The sequence below is a fragment of the Arthrobacter hankyongi genome, from assembly GCF_022012395.1.
In the GTDB taxonomy this organism is placed as follows: Bacteria; Actinomycetota; Actinomycetes; order Actinomycetales; family Micrococcaceae; genus Crystallibacter; species Crystallibacter hankyongi.
The window spans coordinates 16638-29216 of the sequence record NZ_JAKLTQ010000005.1; the positions used below are offsets into that span (position 1 = coordinate 16638).

Annotated in this window: 11 protein-coding genes; 6 read left to right on the forward strand and 5 right to left on the reverse strand. The window is 68.5% G+C overall.

Going from position 1 to position 12579, the window contains the following annotated elements; genetic code table 11:
- Positions 1-5 precede the first annotated feature (5 nt).
- The 4 genes from LVY72_RS08910 to LVY72_RS08925 form a co-directional block, all read right to left on the reverse strand.
- A complete protein-coding gene (locus tag LVY72_RS08910) occupies positions 6-746 on the reverse strand; it encodes an anti-sigma factor (protein ID WP_237819939.1) in 741 nt (246 codons plus the stop codon).
- Positions 733-1296 (reverse strand): RNA polymerase sigma factor, encoded by a 564-nt coding sequence (locus LVY72_RS08915; protein ID WP_237819942.1) that lies wholly within the window; start codon positions 1294-1296, stop codon positions 733-735. The genes LVY72_RS08910 and LVY72_RS08915 overlap by 14 nt, the downstream gene beginning before the upstream one ends.
- A 77-nt stretch (positions 1297-1373) precedes the next feature.
- Positions 1374-1793, reverse strand: a complete 420-nt coding sequence (locus tag LVY72_RS08920; protein WP_237819945.1) for a class F sortase — start codon at positions 1791-1793, stop codon at positions 1374-1376.
- Positions 1794-2168: 375 nt separating this feature from the next.
- The gene (locus LVY72_RS08925) at positions 2169-2993 is read right to left on the reverse strand and encodes a DUF4397 domain-containing protein (RefSeq protein ID WP_237819948.1); all 825 of its coding nucleotides are present in this window, start codon (positions 2991-2993) and stop codon (positions 2169-2171) included.
- 162 nt (positions 2994-3155) lie between these two features.
- On the opposite strand from LVY72_RS08925, the gene LVY72_RS08930 reads away from it, so the two are divergent.
- Both LVY72_RS08930 and LVY72_RS08935 read left to right on the forward strand, forming a co-directional pair.
- On the forward strand, positions 3156-3938 hold the full coding sequence (locus LVY72_RS08930; RefSeq protein WP_237819951.1) for a trans-aconitate 2-methyltransferase: 783 nt from the start codon (positions 3156-3158) through the stop codon (positions 3936-3938).
- Positions 3935-4648, forward strand: coding sequence for a PIG-L deacetylase family protein (locus tag LVY72_RS08935; RefSeq protein ID WP_237819953.1), 714 nt, complete (start codon positions 3935-3937; stop codon positions 4646-4648). Before LVY72_RS08930 ends, LVY72_RS08935 begins: the two co-directional genes overlap by 4 nt.
- 22 nt (positions 4649-4670) lie before the next feature.
- On the opposite strand, the gene LVY72_RS08940 is transcribed toward LVY72_RS08935, so the two are convergent.
- Positions 4671-5312, reverse strand: coding sequence for an MBL fold metallo-hydrolase (locus LVY72_RS08940; RefSeq protein WP_237819955.1), 642 nt, complete (start codon positions 5310-5312; stop codon positions 4671-4673).
- 118 nt (positions 5313-5430) lie between these two features.
- On the opposite strand from LVY72_RS08940, the gene LVY72_RS08945 reads away from it, so the two are divergent.
- The 4 genes from LVY72_RS08945 to uvrA all read left to right on the forward strand — a co-directional run bounded on the left by LVY72_RS08945 (position 5431) and on the right by uvrA (position 12556).
- Positions 5431-7182: an ABC transporter ATP-binding protein gene (locus tag LVY72_RS08945; protein WP_237819958.1), complete on the forward strand. Its 1752-nt coding sequence runs from the start codon at positions 5431-5433 to the stop codon at positions 7180-7182.
- On the forward strand, positions 7179-9185 hold the full coding sequence (locus tag LVY72_RS08950) for an ABC transporter ATP-binding protein (RefSeq protein ID WP_237819961.1): 2007 nt from the start codon (positions 7179-7181) through the stop codon (positions 9183-9185). The genes LVY72_RS08945 and LVY72_RS08950 overlap by 4 nt, the downstream gene beginning before the upstream one ends.
- Positions 9175-9558: a GntR family transcriptional regulator gene (locus LVY72_RS08955; protein WP_237819964.1), complete on the forward strand. Its 384-nt coding sequence runs from the start codon at positions 9175-9177 to the stop codon at positions 9556-9558. The genes LVY72_RS08950 and LVY72_RS08955 overlap by 11 nt, the downstream gene beginning before the upstream one ends.
- Positions 9559-9658: 100 nt before the next feature.
- Positions 9659-12556 (forward strand): excinuclease ABC subunit UvrA, encoded by a 2898-nt coding sequence (gene uvrA, locus LVY72_RS08960; RefSeq protein ID WP_237819967.1) that lies wholly within the window; start codon positions 9659-9661, stop codon positions 12554-12556.
- Positions 12557-12579: the final 23 nt, after the last annotated feature.

Sequence of the window (12579 nt, forward strand, 5' to 3'; positions counted from 1 at the left end):
ACGGCCTAGACGTCCAGCTTGCCTCGGACAATGCTGACACCGGAATGGGCTGGCTTTCCATCGAGGGGTTCGTCCGATACGTCCACGATCGGGTAGTCGGCCAGGTTCAGTCCGGGCGGAATGGCGAACGTGCCGGTGGTCGATTCCAGCACACCGAGGCTGACCAGACCGGACAGATCAGGCTTGATCAGCCAGACCTCCTGGTAGCCGTGCGCTTCATCCGCGCTGAGACGGACCACGAGTTCGCGTTGATTGCCGCCGGTCGGCAGGACCTCGGCCGATCCGGTGGTGGTGAACTGCTTCAATGGCTCCAGTGTGGCGACCGCCAGCGGAGCCGGTGGAGCCGCCGCCTGGCGGGACACGATCCAGCCGATGCCCAGGACCAGCACCAGGGCGGCGGCCGCGGCCAGCAGCCACAGCGGGCGTGCCCTGCGGGGCCGCCTGCCGCCGGCCGTGCCGGGGCGCGGCGGAGGGGCGGACCGGATGTCCCGGACGTTGCCGCCCAGTGGATCCTCGGCCAAGGTTTCGGCCAACCCGAGTTCGCGGTGGATGGCGGCCCAGACCTGCGGGCCCGGTGCCTGCAGGGTTTGCGGCGGCTGGGTCCTGGCTACGCTGACGGTACGGCGCAGCTCTTCGTATTCGGTGCGGCAGGCCGTGCAGCGGCGCAGGTGCTCCCGTTCGGAGTCTGTGCCGACGCCGTCATCCAGCGCCAGCAGGCTGAGCAACTCGGGATCAAGGTGCTGCATGGTCTACCTCCAATCGGTCGCGCAGTCGGGACAGGCTTCTGCGGATGTGGCTCTTCACTGTACCCAGCGGCAGGTCCAGGCGCCGTGCAATCTGCTCATGGGTCAGGTCCTCGTAGAAGGCCAGCCGCATGATCGAGCCCTGCGGTTCGCCCAGCCGGCCGAGTTCCCCTTCCAGCAGCAGCCGGTCCGCCATCACCTCGGCGGCTTCAGGGCCGTGGCCGGGGTCCGGCAGGACGTCCGCAGCTGCGCGCACCTTCCGCTGCTCCCTGGCTGCCGCCGCCAACGCGTCGGCGATGACATTCCGGGTGATGCCGACCAACCACGCCGGAACCGGTGCCGCGGCCGGATTGTAGGTTGCCCGCGAGCGCCAGGCCCGGATGAACACCTCCTGCGTGGCGTCGTCGGCCGAAGCCTGGCTGCCCAGCGAGCGCGCGGCCAGCGTATGTACCAGCGGGGCAAACTGCCGGTAGGCCTCGGCGAGGACCTGCTCCTGGCCGGCAGCAAAGGCGGCGTCGAGTTCCGCGGACCAGGACTGGGAAGGGGCAGGCAATGGGCGCTCCCTCCATGGTGTGGAGCGGCGGTCTCCGGTACCGCGCGCTGGTTCCAGCTCCGGCACCGGCCCCCGGCTCATTCCGGGAGCGCAGTGACTACCACATTGTCGCTGTAGTCCTGCCGGTCGTCCAGCCACTTGCCGCCACACGTGATGAGCCTGAGCTGGTGCGGGCCGTCACGGCGGAAGAGTTTCCTGCCATCGAAGCGGTCCTTCGGCTGCAACGCCACGTCCGCCACGCGGTACACCACCGGCGGTGCGCCCCGGCGCTGGACCTTGATGGCTGCACCGTGGCGGAGATGCCGCAGCTGCGAAAAGGGGGCGAGGTCCGTCAGGGTGTCCACGTGCGCGGCGATGACCGCGGTGCCGTGCGCGGCCCCGGGGGCTGCGCCGAAGCGGTACCAGCCGGCCTGGCCGAAGGAGTCGGGGATCTGCATCGCGTGGTCCGCACGAACCCCCACCGAGACCACGTCGACGGCGATGGTGGTGCCTTCCACGGTCAGGAACCGGGGCGGGGCCGGAGGTTTTGGCGCCTTTGGCAGCATGGCCGCGTCATGGACCGGCACGGACGGGACTGGTGCCGCGGCTGCCGGCGGGGAGGACACGGATGTGTCAGCTGGTGCGGCACTACCCGTTGCTACTGGTGAGGCGCCGGCGGCGCAGCCGGACAGGCCGGGTAGTGCGAGCACGGTAACCAGGGTGCCGAGCAAAGCCCGACGCCGGATTCCTGCAGATCTGGTGGACTGGTCGTGTTCCATGCCTTTTCCTTCAGCGGTCCCTGAAAAGGTGGGCCCGTCCGGCCCTCGGGGGCAGGCCGGACGGGCTGGGACGGCGGTACCGCGACGGGGGGAAAACGGTACCGCCGGGTCTGTCTAGCGGTTGCGGGCGGCCACCGTCCGCCGGCGCAGGACCCAGCCTCCGGCTGCTGCCAGCAGCAGTGCGGCACCGGCCCCGCCGGCAATCGCAGCGGTGCTGTCATCGTCCGCGGCTGCGCCGGAGCGGCCGCCGGGTACTGCGTTCGGATCGGACTGCAATCCCTTGATCGTCTGTACGGCTACGGCGAGGTTGTTATCGTCCAGGCTGCCCCAGGCGTACACGATGGTGTTGCTTCCCTCGGCCACCGGCACGTCGGCAGGCCCCAGTACCGCCTTGGTGGTTCCGGCTGCCGCCACGGACGCAGGTACGGTACCCGGGTCCAAGGTCAGCGTCTTCCCGTCTGGGTTGGTGAGGTTCTGGATTACGGGGGTACCGCCCGCCAGGATGTCGACCGCCGGCGCCGCTGCGGTATGGCGCACGGTCAACTTGCCCTTACCCGCGGGGATGGCGGACATGTCGTTGGTGTACAGGGTGGCCGTGGGCTTGCCGCCGGCGTCCAAATGCGCGACCGCGGTGTAGTTCCCGTTGGCTGCCAGTTTCAAGTCAACCGGCCCGATCACGGCATCGTCCGCGCTCGCCGCGTCCGAGGCGGTGACCGCCACCGAATAGCTGCCGGCCGGCAGCTCCAGCGGTCCGGCCAGGCTGCCCGGAGTGAAGTCATCCAGCGTCCGCTGGCCATTGACCCAGACATCCACGGTCAGGTCAGGAACACCGTGCAGTACCGAAAGCTGGGCGTCGTCCTGGGCGGCCTGGGCTGGTAAAGCCAGCCCGAAAGAAGCTGCAAATGCTGCCGCCGAAATGGCGATGATGCGGTTGCGCATGTCGATCTCCTTCAAAGGCCCGTCGCCGGGCTGTTTACGCTTACACCCCCTGTTACCGGTCCAGGGCCCGTCCCGGATGCAGCCGAGGCAAAGTTTTTCCGGGCATCGGCCGTGGGGTGCATGGAACTCCGTCCTCCGGTGGCGGGCGCTAAGCTGGGGCGCATGGACTGGGACCCGCAGAAGTATGTGGAATTCTCCGACTACCGCAGTGTGCCGTTCTTCGACCTGACCAACCGGATCACCGGCCCGGAACCGCGCCTGGTGGTGGACCTCGGCTGCGGCCCGGGCAACCTCACGGCGTCGCTGGCCCGCCGCTGGCCCGGCGCCCGCGTCATCGGGGTGGATTCCAATCCGGCGATGGTCGAGCGCGCACGCGAGGTCCAGGATGAGCCGAACCTGGAGTTCGCCGAGGGGGACATGGCTGGCTGGTCCCCGCCGGGGGAGCTGGGCGTACTGGTCTCCAACGCCGCTCTGCAGTGGGTACCGGGCCACTTGGATCTGATGCGCGGCTGGCTGAAGCAGCTTCAGCCCGGAGCATGGCTCGCCGTCCAGGTGCCGGACAACTTCGAGGCGCCGTCGCATGCGCTGATGCGCGCGCTCGCAGACTCCCCGCGCTGGTCCGGCCGGCTGGCCGGCGTGCTCCGTCACGATAACGCGGTCGGCTCCGTGCGGGACTACCTGCGGCTGCTGCTCGAAGGCGGCTGCGCGGCGGAAGCCTGGACCACCATTTACGAGCATGTGCTCGCCGGCCCGGACCCGGTGCTGGAATGGGTCCGCGGTGCCGGGCTCCGGCCGGTGCTGGCGGTACTGACGGATGAGGAGGCCCGGGAGTTCGAGGCGGACTACGCCCGAAGCCTGCGCGAGGCCTACCCGGCCACCTCCTACGGCACGGTGTACTCCTTCCGGCGCATTTTCGCCGTCGGCCACAAACTGGGACCCGGATGACCGGATTGGAACCAATGCCCGAAGACTGGGACCGGGCACTGGTACTGATGGCGCACCCGGACGACCCCGAGTACGGGGCAGCCGCGGCGGTGGCCGAATGGACCTCCCGCGGCAAGCAGGTTAGCTATTTGCTGGCCACCCGGGGCGAGGCGGGCATTGCCGGACTGCCTCCGGCCGCAGCCGGGCCTGTACGGGAGGCCGAGCAGCGGGCAGCGTGTGCCGCCGTGGGCGTGGACACGCTGTCCTTCCTCGGTTACCCGGACGGCAGGCTGGAGGAAAGCCTGGCCTTGCGCCGCGATCTGGCCCGGGGAATCCGGCAGTACCGCCCGGATGGGATCATCACGCTCAACCACCGGGAGTCCTGGGGACCCGGCCGGTGGAATTCGCAGGACCATCAGGTGCTCGGCCGGGCGGTGCTGAACGCCGTCGCGGATGCTGCCAGCGAATGGATTTTTCCCGAGCTGGCCGATGACGGCTTGGCGCCGCACGCAGGAGTCCGCTGGGTAGCGGTGGTCTCCCCGCAACCCACGCACAGCGTCCAGGTCGGCGCGGACAGTTGGCAGCGGGCCCTGGCTTCGCTGATGGCGCACGAACGCTACCTGCAGTCCCTCAGTGCGCGGCCGGTGCGGGACCAGGCGCTGGAGCAGCTGCGCCTGGTCACCGGCGGGGACGACGGCGGACGGGTCGCCTTCGAGCTGTTTCGGACGTGAGCCGGCTACCGGACTGCTTCCGCTACCAGCCGCGTTCCTGCCACTCCTGCAGGTGCGGCCGTTCGGCGCCCAGCGTGGTGGCTTTGCCATGCCCCGGGTGGACCACGGTGTCATCCGGCAGGTAGTCGAAGACCCGCTCCACCACGTCCCGGTACAGCGAGGCGAACCGGACCGGGTCCTTCTGCGTGTTGCCCACGCCGCCGGGGAAGAGCGAGTCCCCGGAGAACAGATGTGCCGGACCGTGCGGGTTCCGGTACAGCAGCGCCACACTGCCGGCGGTGTGGCCACGCAGCTTGATGGCCTCCAACTCGAAGCCGTCGAACCAGCGGATATCGCCGTGCTCCAAGGCGATCTCGGTCGGTACCTCGATCGCGTCCACATCCTCGATCCCGGCAGCGGTCGGTGCCCCGGTGGCTTCGACCGCCGCGGCGAGGGCGCGGACATGGTCCCAGTGGCTGTGCGTGGTCACGATGAGCTTTAGCTGGGCGTCTCCGCCCGGTGCGTCCGCCGCACCATCGGCCAACAGTTTTTGGATTGCCGGAAAGTCGTCCGCCGCGTCGATCAGCACCTGCTCCCCGGACGACTTCGAGGTCAGCAGGTAGACGTTGTTGTCCATCTCGCTGACGGACGCACTGCGGATGGTGATATCGGTGAGGTCGATCATGCCGCCAGTGTAACGGCCGCCGCCGGACCGCGATTCCGGTTTTCCCTTGCCTGTGCCTCTCCACAGGCGTAAGTTCGCTATGCCCGCGGCTTTGCCGGGGCAGAGTTGGGGAGGGACGTTGCTTGTCCGGCTGGTACTTCACGGCCTGGCGCCCTACCGGGCGCAGGTGGCCGCCGTCATCGTGCTGCAGTTCCTGCAGACTGCCGGCACCTTGTTCCTGCCCACGCTCAACGCCGCCATCATCGACCGCGGCGTGGTCCAAGGCGACACGGCCGTCATCGTCCAGCTGGGCGGCTGGATGCTCGCGGTCACGGCCGCCCAGGCGCTGTGCGCCCTCACCGCCGCCTACCTCAGCGCCCGCGTCGCCATGGGCGCCGGGCGCGACCTCCGGGACCGCCTGTTCGTGAAAATCCAGCAGCTCTCGGCCCTGGAAGCAGGCGGCTTCGGCATCCCCTCGCTGATCACCCGCACCACCAATGATGTGCAGCAGGTCCAGATGGTAGTGCTGATGGCCTTCACCATGATGGTCTCCGCCCCGATCATGGGCTTCGGCGCGGTCCTGCTGGCCCTGCGCCAGGACGTCCCGCTGTCCGGCCTGCTGCTGCTGGTGCTGCCGGTGCTGTTCGCCGTGATCGGCCTGCTCGTGCGCCGGCTGGTGCCGCTGTTCCGTATGGCCCAGGCCCAGCTGGACCGGGTCAACGGCGTGCTGCGCGAACAGATCATGGGCATCAGTGTGGTGCGGGCCTTCGCCCGCGAGGAGCACGAGGCCGGCCGCTTCCGGGTGGCCAATGCCGACCTGACCGCAACCCAGCTGCGCGTGGGCCAACTGGTTGCGCTCATGTTCCCCGCCGTGATGCTGGTGGTCAACCTTGCTTCGGCCGGCGTGATCTGGTTCGGCGGCCTGCGCATCGACGCCGGGCAGATGCAGATCGGCGGCCTGACCGCTTTCATCGCGTACATCATGCAGATCCTGATGGCCGTGATGATCTCGATGTTCATGGTCATGATGGTGCCCCGCGCAGCCGTCTGCGCCGAGCGCATCGGACAAGTGCTCCAGTCCCGGACCAGCGTGGCGCAGCGGCCCGGCGCGCCGGCGCTGGCGTACGACGGCGGGCGGCTGGCGTTCGAGGACGTCGCTTTCTGCTACCCCGGCGCCGAGACGCCGGTGCTCTCCGGCATCAGCTTCACGGCCGAACCGGGACAGACGACGGCGGTCATCGGGCCCACCGGCAGCGGCAAGACAACCCTGCTCTCCATGGTGCCCCGGCTGCTGGACCCTTCCGCCGGCCGGATCACGGTGGACGGGCAGGCCACGGTGGAGGTGGACCTGGATTCGCTGCGCGCAGGGATCGGGCTGGTGCCCCAGCGGGCCACGCTCTTCGCGGGGACCATCGCCTCCAACCTGCGCTTCGGCAAATCCGGTGCCAGCGATGCCGAGCTCTGGTCGGCCCTGGAGACGGCGCAGGCGGCGGACTTCGTCCGCGCCCGGGACGGGGGACTGGACCACCCGGTGGAACAGGGCGGCGGAAACTTCTCCGGCGGCCAGCGGCAGCGCCTGGCCATCGCCCGCGCACTGGTGGCCAGACCGGCCATCTATCTCTTCGACGACAGCTTCTCCGCCTTGGATTTTGCCACCGACGCCCGGCTGCGGGCCGCCCTGAAGGCCCCAGGCTCACCCACCGGCGGTGCCACAGTGCTCATCGTCGCCCAGCGGGTGGGCACCATCCTGGACGCGGACCGGATCGTGGTCCTGGACCAGGGCAGGATCGCCGGACAGGGAAACCACGGGCAACTGCTGGCCGATTGCCCCACCTACTGCGAAATCGTCGACTCCCAGCTGCCCGCGGACGAACGGGAGGTCCGGACATGAGCATGATGCGCGGCGGCTTCCGCGGGATGCAGGCCGGACAACAGACCGCCCGGCCGCTGAACTTCCTGCCCAGCCTGCGCCGCATCCTGGCCCTGATGCGCCCGGACCTGCCGGCCGCCGCCGCCATGGCCGGCGCGGCCGCGCTCGCCGTCGCCCTGTCGGTGGCAGCCCCGCGCATCCTCGGGGCCGCCACCGACATCATCTTTGCCGGCCTCGCCGGCCGCGCCATCCCCGCCGGAGTCAGCCAGGCCGAGTATGTGCAGCGGCTGCGCAGCGAAGGCAAGGAGCAGCTGGCGGACATGCTCCAGGGCATGCATCTGGTTCCCGGCCAAGGCATCGACTTCGACCAGCTGCGGATGGTGCTGCTGACCGTGATCTGCCTGTACCTCGCGGCCTTCGTCTTCGGCTGGCTGCAGGGCAGGCTCAGCGCCGTCGTCGTCCAGCACGCCATGTTCCGGCTCCGGGCGGCCATCGAGGACAAGCTCGCCCGCCTGCCCATGGCCCACTTCCAGCGCGAATCCCGCGGCGACGTGCTCAGCCGTGCCACCAACGACATCGACAACCTCGCCCAGACTTTGAACCAGACGCTGACCCAGATCATGGTGTCGGTGCTGACCATCCTTGGCGTGCTGGCCATGATGGTCTCCATCTCGCCGCTGCTGGCCCTCATCGCCGTCGCCACGGTGCCGGTCTCCGCCATCGTCACGGTGCTGATCGCGCGGCGCTCGCAGGCTTTGTTCGCCACCCAGTGGCGCACTACCGGCCGGCTGAACGGGCACGTGGAGGAGATGATCACCGGACACGACGTGGTCAAGGCCTTCGGACAGCAGCCGCAGGCCATTGCCGAGTTCCGCAGCGCCAACGAGCAGCTGTACGCGGCGGCCTACCGGGCACAGTTCGTCTCCGGGATGGTCATGCCCGCGATGATGCTGGTCTCGAACCTCAACTATGTGGCCGTCGCCGTCACCGGCGGGCTGCAGGTAGCCTTCGGATTGTTGTCCATCGGCAGTGTGCAGGCCTTCATCCAGTACAGCCGGCAATTCAGCCAGCCGCTGGGGCAGCTGGGCGGGCTGGTCGGCATGCTCCAATCCGGCGTCGCTTCGGCGGAACGGGTCTTCGCCCTGCTTGACAGCGCCGAGGAGGCTCCGGACGCGGCACCGGCAGCCACAGGCCCGGCCACGGCGCCGGCCGCGGACGGGACCGGGACACACACCCGGGGCCAGGGCCGGGTGGCCTTCGAAGACGTCAGCTTCGGCTACGGCCCGGATGCCGAGGTGATCCACCGCTTGTCCTTCACCGCCGAATCCGGCCAGACCGTGGCGATCGTCGGTCCGACGGGGGCGGGCAAGACCACGCTGGTGAACCTGCTGCTGCGCTTCTACGACGTCGACGCCGGCCGGATCACGCTGGACGGCGCGGACATCACCACGCTGCCGCGGCGGCAGCTGCGGCGCAACTTCGGCATGGTCCTGCAGGACGCGTGGCTCTTCGGCGGCACCATCCGGGAGAATCTCGCCTACGGTGCGCCGGAAGCCACGGACGAGCAGATCATGGCGGCAGCCCGGGCGACCCAGGTGGACCACTTCGTCCGGGCCCTGCCCGAGGGCTACGACACCGTCCTGGAGGACGGCGGCAGCCGGCTGAGCCAGGGCCAGCGGCAGCTCATGACGATCGCACGAGCCTGGCTGGCGGACCCGGCGGTCCTGGTCCTGGACGAGGCCACCAGTTCGGTCGACACGCGCACCGAGGCACAGATCCGGCAGGCCCTGGCCAGCCTGCGCCGCGACCGGACCAGTTTCGTCATTGCGCACCGGTTATCGACGATCCGCGATGCGGATGTCATCCTAGTGATGCGGGACGGACGGATCGTCGAGCAGGGCCGGCACCAAGGGCTGCTGGCCGCGGGCGGTTTCTATGCCGACCTGTACCGGTCGCAGTTCGCCGGTCCGCTTTCGGTTCAGGCAACGGCGGAAAGGGAACAGGCGGCAGGGCATGGAAGCTGATCAATTCGACTGGCGGCTGAACCGGGACAGCGCCGTACCGCTGTTCGAGCAACTGCGGCTGCGGATTATCGAGGCCGCGGACAGCGGGGAACTGCCGGTGGGCACCAAGCTGCCGCCGGTGCGCAAGCTGGCCGAACACCTCGGGGTGGTGCCCAATACCGTGGCCCGCGCCTACCGCGAGCTGGAAACCGCCGGACGGGTGGATACCCAGGGCCGCGCAGGAACCGTCATCAGCGCGGGAGCGGCTCGTTCCGAGCAGGTGCTGGCCGCGGCCGCTGACGACTTCGCCCGCATCGTACATGCCCAAGGCATCGGTACCACTTCCGCGCTCGCAGCCGTCAAGGCGGCGGTGGAGCGGCTGGCGGCGCAATAGCCGGTGGCTGCAGCCACGGAGGCCGGACACCGCCGTCGTCCGCTGCGCCTGCCACCACCTGAGACTAAATTCGAAGGAACCTTCGATTAGACTGGATAGCGTGCTTAAAGCGAGTGAATCATCCAGTTCCGTACTAAGCCAGGCCGCCAAGCCCGATCTTTCGCGCCTCGTCGTCAAGGGCGCCCGCGAACATAACCTGCGCAATGTTGACGTCGACCTGCCCCGCGATTCCATGATTGTCTTCACCGGCCTGTCCGGTTCGGGCAAGTCCTCCCTGGCCTTTGACACCATCTTCGCCGAGGGACAGCGCCGGTACGTCGAATCGCTCTCCTCCTATGCCCGCATGTTCCTGGGCCAGGTGGACAAGCCGGACGTGGACTTCATCGAAGGGCTCTCGCCCGCCGTGTCCATCGACCAGAAGTCCACCAGCAAGAATCCGCGCTCGACGGTGGGCACCATCACCGAGATCTATGACTACATGCGCCTGCTCTGGGCCCGTGTCGGCCGCCCGCACTGCCCGGTCTGCGGCGAGCCGGTGGCCAGGCAGACTCCGCAGCAGATTGTGGACCAGCTGCTTGAGCTCGAGCCGGGGACCCGGTTCCAGATCCTCGCGCCGGTGGTACGCGGACGCAAGGGCGAATTCGTGGACTTGTTCCGCGAGCTCTCCTCGAAGGGCTACTCCCGCGCCAAGGTGGACGGCAAGCTGGTCCAGCTCTCGGACCCGCCCAAGCTCGGCAAGCAGTACAAGCACACCATCGAGGTGGTGGTGGACCGGCTGGTGGCCAAGGACGGCATCCGGCAGCGCCTGACGGACTCGGTGGAGACCGCGCTGGGGCTGGCCGACGGCCGCGTGCTGGCGGATTTCGTGGACCTGGACGAGGCAGAGCCGGGCCGTACCAAGGCCTTCTCCGAGAACCTCGCCTGCCCCAATGAGCACCCGCTGGCCATCGATGAGATCGAGCCGCGGTCCTTCTCCTTCAACAATCCCTTCGGCGCGTGCCCGGCCTGTACCGGCATCGGTTCCAAGCTTGAGGTGGACGAGGAACTGGTCATCCCCGACCCGTCGCTCAGCCTGGCCGAAGGGGCTATCGCGCCGTGGGCCCTGGGCAAGGCCACGCTCGAGTACTGGACCCGGTTGCTCGAAGGACTCGCCCACGAACTGGGCTTCGCCATGGACACCCCGTTCGCCGAGCTGCCGGCCGCGGTCCGCAAGGCTGTGCTCTACGGCAAGGACCACAAGGTCGTCGTGCAGTACCGCAACCGCTTCGGACGCGAGCGCAAGTACAGCACCGGCTTCGAGGGTGCCGTGCAGTACATCCACCGGAAGCATTTGGAAACCGAGTCGGACAACGCCCGGGACCGCTACGAAGAGTACATGCGCGAGGTTCCTTGCCCGGAGTGCCAGGGCGCACGCCTGAATCCGGCGTCGTTGTCCGTCCTGATCAACGGCAAGTCGATCGCGGAAGTCTCTGCCCTGCCGCTGCGCGAGTGCACCGCTTTCCTCGGGGGGCTGACCCTGACCGGGCGCGAAGCGCAGATTGCCCAGCAGGTGCTGATTGAGATCCAGGCCCGGCTGAAGTTCCTGCTCGACGTCGGCCTCGAGTACCTGAACCTCGAGCGCGCCGCCGCCACACTGTCCGGCGGCGAGGCCCAGCGCATCCGCCTGGCCACGCAGATCGGCTCCGGCCTGGTAGGCGTGCTGTACGTGCTGGATGAGCCGTCCATCGGCCTGCACCAGCGGGACAACCGCCGGCTGATCGAGACGCTGACCCGCCTGCGGGACCTGGGCAATACCCTGATCGTGGTCGAGCACGATGAGGACACCATCCATGAGGCGGACTGGATCGTGGATATCGGTCCGGGGGCCGGGGAGCACGGCGGCCAGGTGGTGCATTCCGGCTCGCTCAAGGAGCTGCTGGACAACGAGGATTCGCTGACCGGTGACTATCTGGCCGGGCGGCGGAAGATCGAGGTGCCGGCGCAACGCCGCAAGGTGGACAAGAAGCGCCAGCTCAAGGTGGTCGGGGCGCGGGAGAACAACCTGCGCGGTATCGACGCGAGCTTCCCGCTGGGCGTGTTCACCGCCGTCACGGGCGTGAGCGGTTCGGGCAAATCCACGCTGGTCAACGACATCCTCTACAAGGTGCTGGCGAACAAGCTCAACGGCGCCAAGCACGTGGCCGGCCGGCACACCCGGGTGGAGGGCCTGGAGCAGCTGGACAAGGTCATCCACGTGGACCAGAGTCCGATCGGCCGGACGCCCCGGTCCAATCCGGCCACCTACACCGGGGTCTTCGACAACATCCGCAAGCTCTTCGCCGAAACCAATGAGGCCAAGGTCCGCGGCTACCTGCCGGGGCGCTTTTCCTTCAACGTCAAGGGCGGACGCTGCGAGGCCTGCTCCGGCGACGGCACGTTGAAGATCGAAATGAACTTCCTGCCGGACGTCTACGTTCCCTGCGAGGTGTGCCACGGGGCGCGCTACAACCGGGAGACCCTCGAGGTCCACTACAAGGGCAAGACGATTGCCGACGTCCTGGACATGCCGATCGAGGAGGCGGCGGAATTCTTCGCTGCGTTTACTCCCATTGCCCGGCATCTGAACACCCTGGTCGACGTCGGCCTGGGCTACGTGCGCCTGGGCCAGCCCGCCACCACCCTCTCGGGTGGCGAAGCGCAGCGGGTGAAGCTTGCCAGCGAATTGCAGAAGCGCTCCAACGGACGCAGCATCTACGTACTGGACGAGCCCACCACGGGCCTGCACTTCGAGGACATCCGCAAGCTGCTGCTGGTACTGCAGTCCCTGGTGGACAAGGGAAACACGGTCATCACCATCGAGCACAACCTCGACGTGATCAAGAGTGTTGACTGGGTTGTCGACCTGGGGCCCGACGGCGGTTCCGGGGGCGGCGAGATCATCGCGACGGGCACGCCGGAGCAGGTGGCCAAGGCGGAGGTCAGCCACACCGGACGTTTCCTGGCGGAGATCTTCGGCTAGTCCTCGGCCAAAACTTCCGAGGC

What these genes read in the sequence shown, in the direction of transcription:
- LVY72_RS08950 (WP_237819961.1), top strand. Translation starts at nt 7,179, where the DNA reads ATGAGCATGATGCGCGGCGGCTTCCGCGGGATGCAGGCCGGACAACAG.
- LVY72_RS08935 (WP_237819953.1), top strand. Translation starts at nt 3,935, where the DNA reads ATGACCGGATTGGAACCAATGCCCGAAGACTGGGACCGGGCACTGGTA.
- LVY72_RS08955 (WP_237819964.1), top strand. Translation starts at nt 9,175, where the DNA reads ATGGAAGCTGATCAATTCGACTGGCGGCTGAACCGGGACAGCGCCGTA.
- LVY72_RS08925 (WP_237819948.1), bottom strand. Translation starts at nt 2,993, where the DNA reads ATGCGCAACCGCATCATCGCCATTTCGGCGGCAGCATTTGCAGCTTCT.
- LVY72_RS08910 (WP_237819939.1), bottom strand. Translation starts at nt 746, where the DNA reads ATGCAGCACCTTGATCCCGAGTTGCTCAGCCTGCTGGCGCTGGATGAC.
- LVY72_RS08940 (WP_237819955.1), bottom strand. Translation starts at nt 5,312, where the DNA reads ATGATCGACCTCACCGATATCACCATCCGCAGTGCGTCCGTCAGCGAG.
- LVY72_RS08930 (WP_237819951.1), top strand. Translation starts at nt 3,156, where the DNA reads ATGGACTGGGACCCGCAGAAGTATGTGGAATTCTCCGACTACCGCAGT.